Annotated in this window: 13 protein-coding genes; 11 read left to right on the top strand and 2 right to left on the bottom strand. The window is 28.5% G+C overall.

All coding sequences use genetic code 11. The annotated features are described in order from the left end of the window. The first annotated feature begins 19 nt into the window (after window positions 1–19). The 11 genes from ACX6CF_RS17915 to ACX6CF_RS17865 all read left to right on the top strand — a co-directional run bounded on the left by ACX6CF_RS17915 (window position 20) and on the right by ACX6CF_RS17865 (window position 17808). Window positions 20–745 (top strand): MerR family transcriptional regulator, encoded by a 726-nt coding sequence (locus tag ACX6CF_RS17915; RefSeq protein WP_458786734.1) that lies wholly within the window; start codon window positions 20–22, stop codon window positions 743–745. Between the two features lie 70 nt (window positions 746–815). Next, complete coding sequence (locus ACX6CF_RS17910; protein WP_458786733.1) at window positions 816–1694, top strand: hypothetical protein; 879 nt, start codon at window positions 816–818, stop codon at window positions 1692–1694. Between the two features lie 203 nt (window positions 1695–1897). Next, window positions 1898–2851: a DegV family protein gene (locus ACX6CF_RS17905; protein WP_458786732.1), complete on the top strand. Its 954-nt coding sequence runs from the start codon at window positions 1898–1900 to the stop codon at window positions 2849–2851. Between the two features lie 64 nt (window positions 2852–2915). Continuing rightward, complete coding sequence (locus ACX6CF_RS17900) at window positions 2916–5114, top strand: helix-turn-helix domain-containing protein (RefSeq protein ID WP_458786731.1); 2199 nt, start codon at window positions 2916–2918, stop codon at window positions 5112–5114. Window positions 5115–5371: 257 nt separating this feature from the next. After that, window positions 5372–6298 carry an ABC transporter permease gene (locus ACX6CF_RS17895; protein ID WP_458786730.1) on the top strand — a complete coding sequence of 309 codons (927 nt, stop codon included), beginning with the start codon at window positions 5372–5374 and terminating at the stop codon, window positions 6296–6298. A gap of 13 nt (window positions 6299–6311) precedes the next feature. Further along, the gene (locus tag ACX6CF_RS17890; protein WP_458786729.1) at window positions 6312–7190 is read left to right on the top strand and encodes a carbohydrate ABC transporter permease; all 879 of its coding nucleotides are present in this window, start codon (window positions 6312–6314) and stop codon (window positions 7188–7190) included. Between the two features lie 86 nt (window positions 7191–7276). Then, window positions 7277–8881, top strand: coding sequence for an extracellular solute-binding protein (locus tag ACX6CF_RS17885; protein WP_458786728.1), 1605 nt, complete (start codon window positions 7277–7279; stop codon window positions 8879–8881). Between the two features lie 111 nt (window positions 8882–8992). Next, on the top strand, window positions 8993–12523 hold the full coding sequence (locus tag ACX6CF_RS17880) for a discoidin domain-containing protein (RefSeq protein ID WP_458786727.1): 3531 nt from the start codon (window positions 8993–8995) through the stop codon (window positions 12521–12523). Window positions 12524–12554: 31 nt separating this feature from the next. Continuing rightward, the gene (locus ACX6CF_RS17875; RefSeq protein WP_458786726.1) at window positions 12555–14276 is read left to right on the top strand and encodes a glycoside hydrolase family 71/99 protein; all 1722 of its coding nucleotides are present in this window, start codon (window positions 12555–12557) and stop codon (window positions 14274–14276) included. 15 nt (window positions 14277–14291) lie between these two features. Then, window positions 14292–16070, top strand: a complete 1779-nt coding sequence (uidA, locus tag ACX6CF_RS17870) for a beta-glucuronidase (protein WP_458786725.1) — start codon at window positions 14292–14294, stop codon at window positions 16068–16070. A gap of 112 nt (window positions 16071–16182) precedes the next feature. Then, window positions 16183–17808 carry an amidohydrolase gene (locus ACX6CF_RS17865; RefSeq protein ID WP_458786724.1) on the top strand — a complete coding sequence of 542 codons (1626 nt, stop codon included), beginning with the start codon at window positions 16183–16185 and terminating at the stop codon, window positions 17806–17808. Window positions 17809–17912: 104 nt separating this feature from the next. Here the strand turns inward: ACX6CF_RS17865 and ACX6CF_RS17860 are convergent, their stop codons facing one another. Then, complete coding sequence (locus tag ACX6CF_RS17860) at window positions 17913–18335, bottom strand: aspartate carbamoyltransferase regulatory subunit (protein WP_458786723.1); 423 nt, start codon at window positions 18333–18335, stop codon at window positions 17913–17915. Further along, window positions 18322–19251 carry an aspartate carbamoyltransferase gene (gene pyrB / locus ACX6CF_RS17855; RefSeq protein WP_458786722.1) on the bottom strand — a complete coding sequence of 310 codons (930 nt, stop codon included), beginning with the start codon at window positions 19249–19251 and terminating at the stop codon, window positions 18322–18324. The genes ACX6CF_RS17860 and pyrB overlap by 14 nt, the downstream gene beginning before the upstream one ends. Window positions 19252–19562: the final 311 nt, after the last annotated feature.

The following is a 19562-nucleotide window of genomic DNA, read 5'->3' as shown; positions in this document are numbered from 1 at the left end:
TAAATAAAAGGTGATTATAATGACCGTAAAAGAAGTAAGCAAAATTGCTGGTATAAGTGTAAGAACTCTTCACTATTATGACGAAATAGGTTTACTTAAACCAAAGACAATAAGTGATTCAGGTTATAGGATATACAGTGACGATGAACTAGAAACATTGTTCCAAATACTATTCTTTAAAGAACTTGATTTCAAACTAGATAAAATAAAAGAAATAATAAGTAACCCCGGTTTTAATAAAGAAGAAGCACTAAAACAGCATAAAAAACTGTTACTGGAAAAGAAAAAAAGACTTGATAATATTATAAGTTCTATAGACACATCTTTAAAGAAAGGATTTGACAAAAAAATGATGAATCTATTTAGTATGGAAAATTATGAAAAATATAAAGAAGAAGCTATTGAAAAATATGGAGATACAGCAGTTGATAGCTACAAAAAAACAAGCAAATATAGTAAAAAGAAATGGGAAGAAATAATGAACGAAGCTAATACAATCTATAGTAACCTAGCCGACAACATGGATAAAGATGTTAGCGATTCTTATGTACAACAATTAATTGGTCAGTGGAAAACCCATATTACAACATATTACTATGATTGTAATTTAGAAATATTTAGAGGGCTTGGACAATTATATGTAGCGGATGAACGCTTTACTAAAAATATTGATAAAACCAAAAAGGGTTTAGCTAGTTACATGAAAGAAGCAATGACATATTACTGTGACAATTACCAAGGTTAATGTAACAAAAAACAATTATCTCTCTTATAATAATATTAAGGTATATTAATATTATGTAGGAGAGATGCTTATGGATATGTTTGATTGTGGAATTTATTCTTTTGTAAATGCTATTACCATAGAAACGATTAGATACTGGGCAAAAAATTCATACCAGCACATTGATGTTTTATTAAATTCTGCAAAACCAAACCAAGGAATTTTATTTGAAAGTTTTAACAATGACTTAAAGAGGCTCTATAAATCATTTCAAAATATTTATGATGAGCTAGAGGATGTAAAAAGAGATACTAATGTTTATTTTATGATAAAAAGATTTCTTATAGCAAATGATCATTTTATCTTAATATTACAAAGGTTAAAATTCGAAGGTTTCAATGGTTTTCCTATATTATATCAAGTTACATATCATATATTATATGAACAGATGTATGTTAAGGAAATCTTTCTACCGCTGATGTCAACTGAAGATGTCCAGCCTGATAATGTAATTATCAACTCTAATTTTAGAAGGATGGCTCTTGGTACTAATCCAATACAATGTATATATGGACAAATATATTTTTGGAGTATTATAGGTGCTGAACATCCATCAATAATTATGAATATCAGTCCTAACGAAATGGAGCAATTGCCTAAAAAAACAATTAAGGAATTTGAAAAGATTGCTATTGAATTTAATAAAATAAATTATAAACTCTCTACCATCTATTCTAAATTAAATAATATGAACATTGGTATTATCTTAAAAGAATTTGATAATGTGAATAAAGAATTTCTTAGACTGTTAGATATGTTTAAAACTAATGTTCAACAGTTACCTGCTAATATTAAGAATAACTTACCGAAATTATTTTTTTCAATTCTTGAACATATCATCAGAGAACATGAATATGCAGAATTATTAACTAAGAAAATCATGGAAAGTCAATATGGAAAAAGTAACTAAAAGATATTATATTATAATGCGAGAAATAGATTCTATTTAATTTTATAGAGTCTATTTTTTACATTTATTTGAATAAGTACCAGAACAATTCTTTTAAATTAATATGAAATGGAGTATACTAAATATGAGAATTCATATATTACATATTTTTTAATTACTACCAACTTACAATTGACTATAGAAGGCAATCAGGAGGAAAAAACATGATTAAAATAATTTCGGATTCAACTTGTGATTTATCACCAGATATTATTAAGAAATATAATATAGGAATAGCTCCACTTACTATAAATATCAATGGCAAAGTATTTAGAGATAAAATAGATATATCAGCAGATAGATTCTATAGAATTATTGAAGAATTAGAAAATGAACCTACTACTTCAATGCCTAACCCAGCTGATTTCTTAAGAATCATTAATCAGGCAGTTGAAGAAGGAGACACTGAGATATTATGTATATGTATGTCTAGTGGGACTAGTGGTTCATACCAATCAGCAGAACTTGCAAAAACGTATTTTTATGAAGAAAATGAAAAATCAGAAGTTAAAATACAGGTGATTGATTCTAAGTGTATGAGCCATGGTAGCGGTTGGTTAATCATGAAAGCTGCTATTTATAGAGATAGAGGAGCAAATTTTGATAGATTAGTTAGTTGGATAGAAGCTCATAAAAAACAGGTAAAACATTTTTTGACAGTAGATGACTTGGATCATCTTATTAAAAGTGGAAGGCTTACCAATGCTAGTGCTTTCATAGGTAAAATTCTAAGAATTAAACCAATAATGACTATGAAAAAAGGAAAAGGTTCAATAATTGCTAAAGAACGTGGAAGAAAGAAAGTTCTATCTTTCTTAACTAATGAATTAAATAAAAGAATAGATGTAAGGTATAGTAATTTCATCATAATAGGTTATACATCTGATATTAAATATGCTGAGAATCTAAAGGAAAGAATAAAGAGAGATTCAGATTTTACAGGTGAGATTTTAATAATGCAAATGGGAGTGGCTGTAGGTACTCATGTTGGACTTGGAGCAGTTTCTTTATTCTTTATGGAAAAAAAGAAAGGTCAAGTTTTCGATAATCTATTAGTTAATAGAATGCATGAATTTGTCGATAAAACTAATGATTTTATTGGTAAGATTAAGAACTAATATAATTAATTGATATATATAATGGAAATGCTAAAGACATACTAGAAACATAAGGATACTAAAGATGAATAGAAAATTAAATTTACTGTTGAAAAATATTAAGATCTATAAAATGAAAAGTACATTTATAAAATTATTTATTAGTTATATAATAATAATTTTATTTATAGCTATAATAAATATTTTTACTTATAACTATTTGAAAACTACATTGGTAACAAAGGAAATGGATATAAATAAAAACTATCTTAATTACTATGGTAAAGTGATAGATGAAAAATTCATCAATGTCAGTAAAGAAATATTTTCTTTCTTACATAGTAGTGAGAACAAGTCCAGATTCAAGAAGATGGATAATATTTATGATAAAAATCATTTAATAAGTGAATTGAACAAATTAGCATATAATAATTCACTATTAGATATGTGCATGATCTATTGTAAAAACAGGGATAGTATCTTGTATAATGAAGGCAGTATTAATAAACAGTATATGTTTAAAGAGTATTATCGGTTTGAAGGTATGGAACAAGAGGTTATTCATGAAGTTATTGAGTCAAACTCTAGATTTAAGTATCTTCCTACACAAAAAGTGTTTATAAATAATAAAACTAAAAGTTTTAGAAATTTTTTAATGTTTTATACAAGCTTGAATTACTCAAATAATATAGAAAAATTTATAGCTTTGGTTGATGAAGAAGAAATCATATCCTCTATTAAAGATGGAGTTATAAGTGATTATGGCATCCTTTATATTGTTGATAAAGAGGGCAATATTATTTCAAGTACTGATAAAGATGCTGTAACTCACAAAATAGAAAGAAAATATATAGAAGAAATCAATAAAAATAATGGATTTAATTTTAATTATGATAATAAATTGATAGTATACTCTAAATCACAGTTTACAGATTGGTATTATATAACAGTCACACCTTATAATAGTATCTTGAAAAATATTGAACATATTAAAAAATTTATGTTATATAGTCTTTTATTCCTTGTTATTCTAGGAGTGATAATAGCATTTATAGCAAGTAGATTATATTATAAACCTATTGTTCAAATACTTGAAAGCTTTGATGATTTACAAAATAGTAAAGAATACAAAAATGAATTTGCTCAGATAATGAGTAATGTTAATCATCTTCAAATTGAAAGTGAACGAAATAAAGAGAATAGAATTATGTTACAAGCAATAAAAAATGGTAAAATAGAAGGAAAACTAAAGGATACATTCAAATATGATCAATTTATTGTTATGCAAATAATTTGTAATGACAGTGATGCGTTATACGACTACATAATACATATAAAAAAATATTTTATAAAAAATTGTGTCATGAAAGTGATTAATGAAAATGAACATACTTGTATTGCTATTTTAAATCAAAATAACATAAATAATGAACATATAACTGAATATCTATATGATATAAAATGCGAATATGATTTAAATGTGATGATAGGAATTGGAAATATTGTTACTACTATTTATGACATGAGCGATTCTTATGAACAAGCAGTCAATATTATTAAGTATGGAAATAGTAGTAATGAAACATGTATATATAGTTATAATGTAGATATTGCTACGAATAATAGTATATACATACCGCTGGATTTTAAGCAAAAATTAGTAGAGAACATATATTTAGGAAATAGAGATGCCATAGAAAATATTATTATTGATATTTTTAATAAAAATGCAGGTATCCCAAATAGTTATATGCATAATTTATTGGTGGAAATTATTAATGCTTATATGAGAATATCTAATAAATTCAATTATAAATGCGATATTGATAAGATTACTACAAATATTGATAAAATACATTCAGTAGAAGAAAGAAAAAAGTATTTTTGTGATTGTTTCAAGTCATTAATAAAAGATAACCAAATCCAAGAAGATAAAAGTATGTATGTGGGAGAATATGTTATTAATTATATAGAAAAAAATTACAGGAAAAGTGATCTCTCAATAGAATTAATTAGTGAATCAATAAATCTATCAACAGCATACATATCCACGTTATTTAAAAAGTATCAAGGTATTGCATTTTCTCAATATCTGGTAGAGTATAGAGTTGATAAATCAAAAGATCTTCTTACAAATACTAACAAAAAGATAAAAGATATATCAGAGCATGTAGGGTTTGGTACATATAATAATTTTGCCAGAACGTTTAAGAAAAAAGTTGGAATTTCTCCAAATGAATATAGGTTGAATAAAGTAGAAAGCAAACCCTTATCTGAAATATAGATAAGGGTTTGCTTTTGGTGTAAATGTATAAAAAGACATGGTAATATCTACTAATAATATACATAAAAACAAGTATTTAATAAAGTGCATTATAGTAATTTAAAATAATGCACTATATTTTTAAAGAAATGCACTGTTTTTAATAATGCTACTCTTTACCAAAAGTATAGTTCTTTGATAATGTTATATATGCCATTTACTTGTGCAAGAAGACATCTAGGCTTGGAATATAAAAACATGTGAAGGAGTTGTTAATATTGATTGCAAGTAATAAAAATAAATGTACTGCATTCAAAAAGATCAAGAAACAAAAATATTTATTGTTATTGCTACTACCAGGTTTACTATATTATATTATTTTTAGATATATACCTATGTATGGAGTTTTAATAGCATTTAAAAAATATGATTTTAGATTAGGGATATGGGGGAGCCCTTGGGTAGGATTAAAATATTTCGAACAGTTTGTTTTTGGTCCATATTTTTGGAGATTGGTTAAAAATACGTTTTTACTAAGTTTTTATGATTTGATCTTTGGATTTCCTATTCCAATTATATTTGCATTACTATTAAATGAAATTAAGAGTAAAAAATTCAAAAGTACTGTACAGACTATAAGTTATTTACCCCATTTTATCTCAGTGGTTATAGTAGTCGGATTATTAAAAACAATGCTTTCTCCTAATGGAGGAGCTATAAATAATATTATTGAATTTCTAGGTGGTCAACAGATAAACTTTTTTATGGAAAAAAACTGGTTTAGAACATTATATGTTTCTTCTGGTATATGGCAGGGATTTGGATGGGGATCTATCATTTATTTAGCAACTATGGCTGGTATAAATCCTCAACTTTATGAAGCAGCAAGAATGGATGGTGCAGGTAGATTTAAATGCATGTGGCATGTTACATTACCAGGGATTAAACCTACAATTGTTGTCTTACTGATTCTTAGATTAGGAAGGATTTTAAGTGTAGGATTTGAAAAAGTTATTTTGATGTACAATCCCAAAATTTATGAAACCGCTGATATTATTTCAACGTATGTTTATAGATATGGAATTCTAAAGGCTAATTATAGCTTTGGTACAGCGGTTGGGTTAATGAATTCATTAGTTGCATTGATGCTTATTGTTATTACAAATAAAATTAGTAAAAAAGTATCAGATACAAGTTTATGGTAAGGAGTGTAAATAAATGATAAAAGATAAAAGCGTTGGTTCAAGAACATTTGACATTGTGAATACAGTATTAATGGTTTTAGTATTAGTTATTACTCTATATCCATTACTTTATGTATTGGCAATTTCATTAAGTTCAACAGAGTATGTACAAGCTAATTTAATAACGATTATACCAAAAGGATTTAATTTACAAGCTTATCATCAGGTTTTCTTAGATAAATATTTTTGGATTGCATATAAAAATACAATTATTTATACATTGATAGGAACTACACTGAATGTTTTTTTAACAAGTTCCTTTGCTTTTTGCTTGTCCAGGAAAGAGTTGATTGCTAAAAACACAATTACTATATTAGTAATCATTACAATGTTTTTTAGTGGTGGATTAATACCTAATTTCTTATTAGTTAAAAATATAGGAATTTATAATAGTTTATGGGCTATAATATTACCTGGTGCCATTAACACTTATAACATGATAATAACTAGAACTTATATGCAGGGATTACCAGAAGAGATTTTTGAATCTGTAAGAATAGATGGAGGTAATGATTTACAGATATATAGTAGAATTGTATTACCATTATCAAAACCAGTTCTTGCAACAATAGGTTTATTTTATGCAGTGGCACACTGGAATGCATATTTCTACCCTATGATTTATTTGAAAGATAAAGTCAAATATCCTCTACAAGTAATATTAAAAGATATGATTGTTGAACAAGATTTTGCAGGTATGGAAGAAATGGAAGCATTGGGACAGATACCGCCAACAAGTGATATGCTAGTTGGAGCTTCAATAATAGTGGCGTTGATTCCAATACTATGTGTTTATCCATTTGTTCAAAAATATTTTGTAAAAGGTGTTATGATTGGTTCTTTAAAAGGTTAAGTTTATAACTGTTCTATATATATAGAACTTTATAATATAAAAAATTATTAAATTATAATTATAAAATTTTACAGGAGGCTTTAAATATGAAAATAGCTAAAAAGATGATTACAATGATTTTAACAATTGCGTTAGTAGGTTCGTTGATTACTGGTTGTGGTAATAAGAAAAATGATAATGAAAGTGAAGCTACTAATAAACAAACGGATAATGCAAGTGGTCAAGCAACAAATGATAAGAAACCTATTGATATTGAATTTATGTTACTTAATAATAAAAACAACGGCGGAGAAGATTTTATTATTAGAGATATCATGAAAGATGAATTCAATATTAATATTAAATTTAACTGTAATACTAAAGACGCTCATATGGAAAAACTTGATCTATTAATAGCTTCAAATGAGCTTCCAGATATAATATCTCCAATTAACAGCGATAAAGCAAAAGAAGTTGGTCCTAAAGGTGCATTAATTGCCTTTGACGAATATTTTGATAAAATGCCGAACGTAGTTAAAAAAATTAAAGAAGATCCAAATATCTATGCTTCATTAATAGCTAGTGATGGACATATTTATAATCTACCAAGATTTTCTGAAAAAATACAGTTCAAGAGTGTTCCTATGATTAGGAAAGATTTAGTACAAGAAGTGAACATGGAGATGCCTAAAAACTTTGATGAATTACATAATGTATTAAAAGCTATTAAAGAAAAACATCCAGACATGGTTGGTATGGTAAATAGAAATAAAATGCAATTCTTATGGGCTTATGGTGTTCATTATAATACAAATCAAAATACATTTTATGATGAAACTAAAGACAAATGGGTATATGGACCATTGAATGATGGATTCAAAGAATTAGTTGAAGACTTCAGTGGATTCTGGAATGATGGGTTAATGGATCAAGAATTTTTCACTGCTTCAAGACAACAATGGGAAGAAAAACTATTAGATGAAACTGGAGTATTTACTATAGATTATGCATCTAGAGCAAGAACAGAAACAGAAGCATTTAAAAAACTACACCCTGATAATAATGATTTCCAATTATCATTAATGATGCCTTTAACAACAGAATATTATAGTACACCAAGATTGAATATATCTGAAAGAGTTGGTATGTGGACTTCAATCGGAGTAGGGGCTAATACTAAAAAACTAGACAGAATTTTAGAAATGATTGATTATATGTATGCTGAAGATGCATCTACATTGCTTCAATGGGGTGAAGAAGGGGAAAATTATATAGTAGAAAATGATAAGAAAAAATATGCAGCTAATATAAAAGCTCCTTATAATCCAGAAGGAACTATTGATGCTGAAAATGATTTGGGGTTAAATCATAATCGCTTAATGAGAATAGAAAAAGATGATGCCTTTGAAGAATTTATTGATGGATATACAGATGTAAAAGAACAATACAAAGAACAAGTAGAATTATTTGAAAATAATAGTAGAATTAATTTAACTTTTACAGAAGAAGAACTAGAAGAAAAAGCAGAAATAGAAACTAACTTATTAACTTATGTAGAAGAAGGTGCATTGAAATTCATTACAGGTGAAACTCCAATGTCAGAATATGATAGTTTTATTAATTTCTTAGAAAAAAATGGTAGTGCACGATTAGAGGAATTATATGCAGCAGCTTATGAGAGATATAAAGAAAAAGTTAATAGTATAAAATAAGTTTTGATCTCTATAATATATGACTTGGATTAGCTACTATCATATGCTGATTCAAGTCATATTGGAGATTTTATTATAAGTCTAAGTTATATAAAAATGGAGGTAGTTGTTATGAATAAGTTCAAGAAATCTATTATCTATTTGGTATTCGTTGTTTTAACTATTGGAATAGTATCAGTTAGTAATTTAGAAATTTATGCAATACAGGAACAAAATGAAGTTGATCCAAATTGTCCTAATAATATAGCCTATAAGAAAGATACAATAGCAAGTGAAGCTTTATCCAATGGACCTTCATCAAATGCGGTAGATGGTATTATTGCTGATAATTCAAGGTGGTTGTCAACTAATAAAAGTCAAGAATATTGGATAGAAATAGACTTGGGCAAAGTATATGATATTGTTAAAGCCAATGTGTATACTGGAAAAGATGATACTTCATGGGCTGTCCATAACTTTGTTATTCAATACTGGAATAAAGATGAATGGGTGGATATAAACGAGACTAGAGCTGTGAATAATAAAGATGCTTTTAGAAGTTTTGAATTTGAAGTAACAACAGATAAAGTAAGATTTTTTTCAACAGATGGTAGTAGAGGGGTAAGAATTCGTGAATTACAAATTCTAAAAAACGAATCAGAAGAAGAGGATAGGAAAACTCTTTATACGAATAAAAAAGTATATGCTGACTATCATGGACCAAGATATACTAGAGAGCATGATGGGAATTTAGGTAATTGGAAATTTGTTGGAGATGCTAAAAAAAGTAACACTGATAAGCATTTTTTTGCATATAACGGAGATTTGATTGATGAGAATGGAAAAAATCAGATAGCTGCAACCGCTTACCCAATTGTAGGGATGCAGTCGCAACTAGATAAAGACTATATAGAATATCAAGTTTTATTAGCTAAAATGGCGCATATAGATGGCTTTTTTGTGGAGTGGGGATTCCCAGGTCATGGCTCAGATAAGCAATTAAAGATTATGCAAGAAATTGCAGAAAAATATGATTTTGAAGTAGGCGTTAATTGGTGTGATGCATGGCATATGAAAGATTGGATCAAAAGTGTTAGACCAGATATTAAGACAGATGAAGATAAAGTAGAAGCAGCAAAAGATAGCTTACAATATTTATTAGATGAAGTCTATAATACTCCTACAGGTGCATTATTTGAACAACATCCTGTTATTTATTTGTTTGGAGGTGGATTTAACGCAGATCAATTTAATGAATTAATCGAGTCTACTACAACACCAGAAGGTATTCTACAACCCTGGTATTTTAGAAGAACATCAATGTCAGGACTACTAGAAGGGGATAATGTAAAGTACAACTATAATTATAATGGTTCAGAGTGGAGTAATGTATTGAATGGACCTTTTGGATGGATTCCAAATAGAATAAGAGATGCTAACAATGCAGATTTCAATGATTTTGATTTTTATGCTACTACAGAAGATACTATAGAGTACTTGAAGACTTTGAAACAAGTATTTTTAGATAACTATCAAAAGATTGAATTGAGAAATAGTGTTGTGACACCTGCAATGGACAATAGAGCATGTGCAGGTTGGGGAACAAATTTAAAAATGATAGATAGAGCTAATGGTAAAGTTTATGAAGAAATGTGGAAGTACAATCTAGATAACAGAGATTATATCGACACTGTATATATTGCTTCATGGAACGATTATACAGAAGGCCATCAGATAGAACCAACACAAGAAGATGGATATAGAGAATTAATAACCACTGAGAAATATACTTCTCTATTAAAACAAATATCTTCAAATACTACAGGAATTTATTTGCCTGAAAGAGTATTCAAATTAAGAAAAAGAGTAAGTAAATTAGAACGAATTGGATTTGATATAGATTCTGTAAAAAATCAAATTGATGATGTTGCATTAAAAATCAGTCTCCAAGAATATAATGATGCTGAAACTATATTGCAGGATATGGAATATAATATAAATACACTAGAAGCACAAGTGAAAAATAAAAAAATTAGTTTACAAGTACCATCCACAGAAGTGAATATTATTACATCTTCTGCTAAGAATGTTGCGTTTAACAAAGAAATAACAACTAATGGTAATAATGAAAATCTTGAATTCATTGTAGATGGTGTTACGTCAGGTAATTGTGCGTGGGAGAGCACTGTTTCAACAGAACCAATATGGCTTGATATGAATTTAGGTAATACTTTTAATATAACAAATATGTTTATTGCTACAGGTATCAATGACAATAGCATATTAAAAACTTTCAAGGTACAATATTTAGAAAATGGTAATTGGATAGATATACCAAGTGCTGTAATAAAAAATAATACCATAGCTAATCTTAACATCAATTTTGAAACATCAATTACTACAAATCATGTTAGAGTTTTGGTAGAGGATGATATGTCTATTAAGATAAGAGAAATGAAATTGTTTTCCAATGAGATTCCAACTGTTAAGATCATTAGTCCTCAAAACAATGAAGAATACGAATGTGGTCAAGATGTAATTATAACTGTAGAAGCAGAGGATATAGATGGCGATATTGTAAAGATTGATTTATTGGATGAAGATGTTAATTTAGGTGAAATGGGAAAAGAGGCTAATACTTATACTTATAAAATTTTTAATATAGCTGGCAAACATCATCATTTTAGGGCAGTTGCTTATGATAATGATGGGGCAAAGACTGAGTCAGATATTGTAGCAATTTATTTACCTATAGAAAATATTGCATTAAATAAACCAGTAAAAGCCAATGCTGTTTTTGGTAATTATGGACCTGAAAGGGCTGTTGATGGAATTATTTCTTTAGATTCAAGGTGGCGAACACCAGGAAGTATTGATGAACATTGGTTAATCATTGATTTAGAGAAGGAATATGAAATCATAAAAGCCGAATTGCATATGGGTGATGAGACAGGTTGGGCTGTTAGGAATTTTGAACTTCAATATATGAATGAAGATGATTGTATAGTTGAACAAGGTTGTATGACTGAAGAAGATAAAGAAAAATTATGGAAAACCATTAATAGTACATCTTTTACAGAAAACAAAGAAAAGGATATGGAATTTGAATTTGAAATACCTATCAAAGCAAGAAAAATAAGATTTTACTCTAATGAAATAAAAGGTAGAGGAGTAAGAATCAAAGAAATTAAACTTTTTGCTTATAAAGAACAAATACAAGATAATGAAAAAATCATTCGATCACAATCAATTAATGATGTAAGCAACGATAAAATGGATAAAGACAGTGTAATAGTAGATGATAAAGCAATTAAAGAAGATTATGATATAAGTAATGGGGCTTTTATAACTTTTAGTGATGAAATTTGTAGTAAATTGATAGAAGATTATTATGAAGGCTATTTAAAATTTGAGTATCTTGATGATGATAAGAAAAGCATAAAAGTGTTTTCAGATACTGATAAAATAGGAGATTTTGGGAATTTTACATATGTATGTAGTATATCTAAAACAGGAACAGGTGAATGGAAACAAGCTAAAGTAAGATTATATAAAGATAATATCAAACTTAATCATAGTGCAGAAAATGACTCGGATCTTGTTTTTAAAGGAAATGGAAAAGTTAGAAATATCACATTTGAATTTGAACAATTCATGAAATGAAAAATGGCAAAATTAAAGGAGTTGGATGATTATGAATAAGGTATATGCAGACTATCATGGACCTAGATGTACTAGAGTCATTGATGGAGAATTAGGACATTGGAAATTTGCAGGATGCGCTAAGAAAAGTAAAGTAAAAGATAGGACAGTTAATTATAATGGAGATTTAATATTACAAAATGGATTAAATGATATAGCTGCTATGTGTTATCCCATGGTAGGTATGCAGTCTCAAAATGATCCTCATTATATTGAATATCAGATTCTACTTGCTAAAACAGCACATATTGATGGTTTTTTTGTTGAGTGGGGATTTAAAGAACATAGAAGCAATAAAGAGTTATTCAATATAATGGAAATTGCAGAAAAATATAGTTTTGAAGTAGGTATCAATTGGTGTGATGCATGGCATTTCTATGATTGGATAGAAGAGTTTTACCCAATAAATAGTAGACAAGATAAAGTTGATTTATTTAAAAAATCACTTCAATATTTACTTGAGAATGTGTTCAATCAAAAAACAGGTGTAACATTTAATGGACATCCATTGATATTTATGTTTGGTGGAGGTCCTACCGTTGACGAATTTAAAGATATATTAAGCGAAAATTATAGAATTCCGAATGGTTTAAGCAATCCTTGGTTTTTTACAAGAGCACCAATAAACGGTGATATTGATGAAAATTCTAATAAGATTAATTATGAATTGACACATACTGAATGGTTAGACATTATGCAAGGTGTTTTTGGATGGATGCCTACTAGAGTTAGAAAAGGTGAAAAAACAAAATATGATAAGTGGGATAGATATGCTACAGTAGAAGATACAGTAGATTATTTGGATACATTAATTACTAAGCAAAATGAGTTAGAAAACTCCTTTGAAATTAAAATAAGCAGTGTAGCACCAGGTATGGATAATAGAGCGTGTGCTTCATGGGATAAGCATGATTTATCACATATACATAGAGAACATGGTAAGACATATGAAGAAATGTGGAAGTATAATGTGGTACATAAAGATGAAATCGATATTGTATATATCGTATCGTGGAATGATTATACAGAAAAGCATCAAATAGAGCCAACAATCATCGATGGATATAGAGAATTGATAACTACTGAAAAATATGCTTCGCAATTTAAAGGTATTGATAATAATAATAAGGGTATTGGTTTACCTATACAACTTTTTCATCTTAGGAAACAAGTAGATTTTCTAAGTAAAGTAGGATTGGATATGAATGGTTTTGAGTATATATTGGATGAAATAGGAATGATGATTTCTCAAGAAGGATATTTGAATGCAAGACTTAAGATGGAAGGGTTAATACCACTTCTAGAGGATATGCAGAAACAATTAAAGTGCAATAATATCCAATTGAAATGTCCTAATGAAGACATTCAAACTACTACTGATGAAAAAGGTTTATATATAAGAATTGAAGATAACATAGCTGAACAATTACGCAATAATTATTATAGAGGGTATTTGGTTTTTAAATATTTTGATGATGATAAAAACACATTTAGAATATATGGTGATACTAATCGAAATAAAGAATATCAAGATTATTCAGTGATAGCTGAAGTGAAGAAAGATGGAAGTAATAGATGGAAAAAAGCTAAAGTTCAAATATATAAAGAAAATATTGTATTTAGTCATAGATTAAATAATGGATATGATATTTTATTTGATAATAATGTAATGGTAAAGAATATAGAATTTGATTTTTGTACTTATAAAAGTTAGCTAAAGGAGGACATCATGCTTTATCCTGTAGAAAGTTATTCAAGAGAAGTTAAAGATATATCAGGTATTTGGAATTTCAGATTAGATAAAGATAATATAGGAAGAAAAGAAAAATGGTATTTGAATGATTTGCAAGAAACTATTTTTATGCCAGTACCAGCTAGTTATAATGATATTACTCAAGATAGTGAAATCAAAGACCATATTGGAGATGTTTGGTATGAAAAAAAAGTTGTTATACCAAAGACTTGGCAAAATCAAAGAATAGTATTAAGAATTGGAAGCGCAACTCATTATGGTATTGTATGGGTTAATGGTAAAAAGGTGGCTGAACATAAGGGAGGCTATCTGCCATTTGAAGCAGAATTAAATGAAGGTATAGAATATGGTAGAGAAGCTAGAATTACTATTTGTGTCAATAATATATTGGATTGGACAACTCTTCCACCAGGAGAAGTCGTTGAAATGGAAGAGTCATTAAAATATCCTAAAGGATATAGGATGCAGAAGTATTTCCATGATTTTTATAATTATGCTGGTTTACATAGACCAATTAAGCTATATACAACACCTAGTAGGTTTATAGAAGAAGTAGAAGTAGATTCAGATGTCAAGGATGATAATGGAATAATAAACTATAAAATTACTAGTAATAATAATTCAGGACAGATTAAAGTTTCTATTTATGATGAATGCAATAAATTAATAGGTTCCAATATGGGGGAAAAGGGTAGGATTGTAATTACTAATCCTAATCTGTGGAAACCTGGACATGGATATCTTTATAAGATGGTCATACACATTATGGATAATGATGAAATAGAAGATGAATATTCCTTGAAGGTTGGAATTCGTACAGTCTGCATAAGTGATGGAAAATTTCTAATAAATAACGAACCTTTTTATTTTAAAGGATTTGGTAAGCATGAAGATATGGATATCAAAGGGAAAGGGATGGACCATTCCATAATTATTAAGGACTTCAATTTGATGAATTGGATAGGTGCTAATTCATTTAGAACATCTCATTATCCATATGCTGAGGAAGTATTACAATTAGCGGATGAATTAGGAATTGTAGTCATCGATGAATCACCAGCAGTAGGTATGACTTTTTTCAATGAAAGTCGAAAGGTTTTTGTGGATGAAAGAGTTAATGATGTTACTTTAGATCATCATTTAAACGTTATGGAAGAATTAATAGTAAGAGATAAAAATCATCCATCAGTTATTATGTGGAGTGTAGCCAATGAACCATCTTCATGGGAAGATGGTGCTGTAGAATATTTTACTAAAGTAGCGAAGAAAACAAGGCAATTAGATGGTACAAGACCCATAACCATGGTAAATTATGCATTCCCATATGGTGAAAAAACATGTAAAGTGGCAGGATTATTCGATATAATTTGTTTAAATAAATATTACTCATGGTATGAAGATTGTGGACAATTAGATTTAATTGAATATCAGTTGCAAAACGAATTAACTGCTTGGAATGAAAAATATAACTTGCCTATTATTATCACAGAATATGGGGCTGATACTATTGAAGGATTCCATTCAGACCCTCCAGAGATGTTTACAGAAGAGTATCAATGTGAGATGTTAAAATGTTTTCATAGAGTTTTTGATAAATTAGATTATGTTATTGGAGAACATATATGGAATTTTGCTGATTTTAGTACAAAACAGGGAACTACAAGAATAATGGGAAATAGGAAGGGTATATTTACAAGACAAAGACAGCCCAAAGCAGCAGCACATATGTTAAAAAAACGTTGGCATCGCTTTTAATTTTATCTAAAAACAATTATACTTATTATTAAGAATAAAATATTATTAAATACAATGTATTGAACTAATATTTTATAATTTTAGTAGTATAATTTAAATGGGGGAGATAAATATGGACATTATTTTGTATAATGGTAAAGTGATTACAATGGATAAGGACAAACCTTATGCTACAGGGGTATGCATAAAAGACAATAAAATATGCAAAGTGGGTACTGATGCACAGATATTAGAACATATAAAAGATAATTCCTTATTGATAGATTTACAAGGAAGGTCTCTTTTACCAGGATTTAATGACAGTCATATGCATTTAATCAATTTTGCTTATACTAATAGTATGATTAGATTAGCAGGACTTAATTCTGTTGAAGAAATCATTAATAGGTCAAAAGAAATTATTAGCAAAGATACTACAGGTACTAGTTGGATTAAAGGAAGAGGCTGGAATCAGAACAATTTTGATAAACCAAGAATGCTTGATAGATATGATTTGGATGAAATAAGTGTGGATAAACCTATTTGTTTTATAAGAGCCTGTGGACATGTTTTAGTCATTAATTCATATGCTCTTGAAATGTTGGATATAACCGGAGATACTGAACAAGTAGCTGGAGGACATTTTGATGTAGACGATAATAATGAACCTACAGGTATTTTCAGAGAAAATGCTATGAATATAGTATATGAAAATATGTCTTCACCAACTATTGATGAAATAAAAGAGATGATTATAGGTGCTTGTGAATTAGCACTAAGTGAAGGAATAACATCAATACAAACAGATGATTTAGATAATTTCTCAGATAAAGATTACGAAAAGATAATAAGAGCATATGAAGAACTGAGAGATGATGGAAAACTACCTGTCAGGATATATGAACAATGTTTATTGGGAGATATTGAAACTTTTCAAGAATTCTTGAATAAAGGATATAGAACAGGTGACGGTGATGATTTTTTCAAAATAGGTCCATTGAAAATACTTGCAGATGGTTCTCTTGGAGCTAGGACAGCTTATTTATCAAAACCTTACGAAGACGATAGTAGTACTTGTGGTATAGGTAAATTGACACAAGCTCAATTAGACCAGTTAGTTTTATGTGCTCATAGAAATAACATGCAGATAGCGATTCATTGTATTGGCGATAAGATAATGGATATGGCTTTTAAGAGTATAAAAAAAGCCATTAAGGAGTATCCAAGAAAAGACCATCGTCATGGTATTGTACATAGTCAGATTACTACAAAACAATTACTCAATGAATTTAAAGAAATCAATGCAGTTGCGTATATTCAACCTATTTTTTTAGATGGTGATATATCTATAGTAGAAAAAAGAATAGGCAAAGAAAGAGCAAAAGATAGCTATAATTTTAAAACATTGATTGACATGGGGGTACATACGCCATATGGTTCCGATTGTCCCGTAGAGCCTTTTAATGTATTGCATGGAATATATTGTGCTGTAACAAGAAAAACATTGGACGGTCATCTAATGGAAGGATGGTTGCCAGAGCAAAAGGTAACTATAAAGCAAGCTATCAGTGCTTTTACTAAAGAAGGAGCATATGCTTCTTTTGATGAAGACATAAAAGGAATTATTAAAGAAGGTATGTTAGCGGATTTAGTAGTTCTTGATAATGATATATTTGCAGTAGATGGTGATAATATAAAAGATATGAATGTTGATTTAACAATGGTTGACGGGGTTATTGTATATGATAGAATAAGATAAGACTGATTAGTTTTAACTATAATAGGCTGTCTTAATATATTTTTATGTAAGTTTGATAAATATATTAAGACAGCCATTATTTATATTATCTTTGTTATATTATTCTATAGAGAAGTTCTCGTATCACAATATTCGCAACTATACTCTTTTTTTTCTGCATCCACTAGAGTAAATGTAATATCTTCAGTCTTTTCAATTGTGGTTACACACCTAGGATTATTACATTTTAGGATACCAACAACTTTTTTAGGGATAGATAATTTAATCTTATCAACTATTTTTTCACCATCAATAATTGTAATTGTAAGACCTGGGTCAATTAGACCAAGAACATTAAGATCAAGATCAATTACATTATCTATTTTTATTAAATCTTTTTTTCCAAGTTTATTGGAGGGTGCATTTTTGATAAGAGCTGTAGTACAATCTGCTTCATCTAATTTTAGTTCTTTAAATATTTTATAGCCCAGTCCAGCTTTTATATGATCTATAACAATCCCTTTTCTGATTCCATTAATTTTTAACATTAATATCTCCTCCTAGAAGTTTTAATATTAGTGCCATTCTAACATACATACCATACTTAGCTTGGTTAAAATAAACTGCTCTTGGATCAGAATCTATTTCTGTGCTTATTTCATCTACTCTTGGTAATGGATGTAGAATAATCATATCTTTCTTAGCATTTATTAATTTATCATTATCTAATAGATAATAACCTTTTAGTCTGAGATATTCTTCTTCGTTAAAAAATCTTTCTTTTTGGATACGAGTCATATATAGTATATCAAGTTCAGGGATAGCTTCTTCTAGATTAGATGTTTGGTAAAATTCATGATTAGTCAATTCTTCAGTAATATAAGATGGAATTTCAAGTTCTGGTGGAGCTATAAAGACAAATTTAATATTTTCATATCGACTAAGGGCTTTAACTAATGAATGAACTGTTCTTCCAAATTTTAAGTCTCCGCATAAACCAATAACATTATTTGAAAAACTTTTTTTGTATGAACGGATTGTAAGCAAATCAGTCAATGTTTGAGTAGGATGTTGATGTCCTCCGTCACCTGCGTTAATTACAGGAATGTCAGAATATTTGGATGCAAGTTTTGGAGCACCTTCTTTTGGATGTCTCATTACAGCGATATCAGCATAGCAACCTACCACTCTAATTGTATCTGCAATACTTTCACCTTTGGAAACAGATGATGATGAAGCTTCGGAGAATCCAAATACCCCGCCTCCTAATCTTAACATAGCTGCTTCGAAACTGAATCTTGTTCGTGTAGATGGTTCATAGAATAGAGTAGCTAATAGTTTGCCTTTGCAAACGTCTAAGTATTTATTGGGAGCTTTAATAATATCATCTGCTAATGTAAATATTTCTTCTAATTCCTGAACAGTAAAATCATCAGGTTGTATTAAATGTTTTCCTTTTAACATGGTATTTCCTCCTTTTTAGCATCACGGTACTAGATTAAAGGTTATAATTTATAGGTATTTGATAGGAAGCGTCTATAATTAAAAATATTTATTTAGACATAAAAAAAACTTCCGTATTGGAAGGTTATGTTCATGCTAATATGATATTAGGTTAGTATGATACACCTAATAATCATGTTATACGTTACCTTCCTAGCCTCTCTTGGACTAAATTAAAGATATCTATCATTCAATAGATTAACACTTAGTTTTATATAAGTCAAGCAATATATATATAAATTTAAAATATTTTATGATTGATTTATGATAAT

It is taken from the genome of Vallitalea sediminicola, from assembly GCF_054408565.1.
This window is presented reverse-complemented; position numbering and strand designations above follow the sequence as displayed.

Coding starts and splice junctions, on each gene's coding strand:
- ACX6CF_RS17890 (WP_458786729.1), top strand. CDS start 6,312: ATGATAAAAGATAAAAGCGTTGGTTCAAGAACATTTGACATTGTGAAT.
- ACX6CF_RS17885 (WP_458786728.1), top strand. CDS start 7,277: ATGAAAATAGCTAAAAAGATGATTACAATGATTTTAACAATTGCGTTA.
- ACX6CF_RS17865 (WP_458786724.1), top strand. CDS start 16,183: ATGGACATTATTTTGTATAATGGTAAAGTGATTACAATGGATAAGGAC.
- ACX6CF_RS17880 (WP_458786727.1), top strand. CDS start 8,993: ATGAATAAGTTCAAGAAATCTATTATCTATTTGGTATTCGTTGTTTTA.
- ACX6CF_RS17875 (WP_458786726.1), top strand. CDS start 12,555: ATGAATAAGGTATATGCAGACTATCATGGACCTAGATGTACTAGAGTC.
- ACX6CF_RS17905 (WP_458786732.1), top strand. CDS start 1,898: ATGATTAAAATAATTTCGGATTCAACTTGTGATTTATCACCAGATATT.
- uidA (WP_458786725.1), top strand. CDS start 14,292: ATGCTTTATCCTGTAGAAAGTTATTCAAGAGAAGTTAAAGATATATCA.
- pyrB (WP_458786722.1), bottom strand. CDS start 19,251: ATGTTAAAAGGAAAACATTTAATACAACCTGATGATTTTACTGTTCAG.
- ACX6CF_RS17915 (WP_458786734.1), top strand. CDS start 20: ATGACCGTAAAAGAAGTAAGCAAAATTGCTGGTATAAGTGTAAGAACT.
- ACX6CF_RS17910 (WP_458786733.1), top strand. CDS start 816: ATGGATATGTTTGATTGTGGAATTTATTCTTTTGTAAATGCTATTACC.
- ACX6CF_RS17860 (WP_458786723.1), bottom strand. CDS start 18,335: ATGTTAAAAATTAATGGAATCAGAAAAGGGATTGTTATAGATCATATA.
- ACX6CF_RS17900 (WP_458786731.1), top strand. CDS start 2,916: ATGAATAGAAAATTAAATTTACTGTTGAAAAATATTAAGATCTATAAA.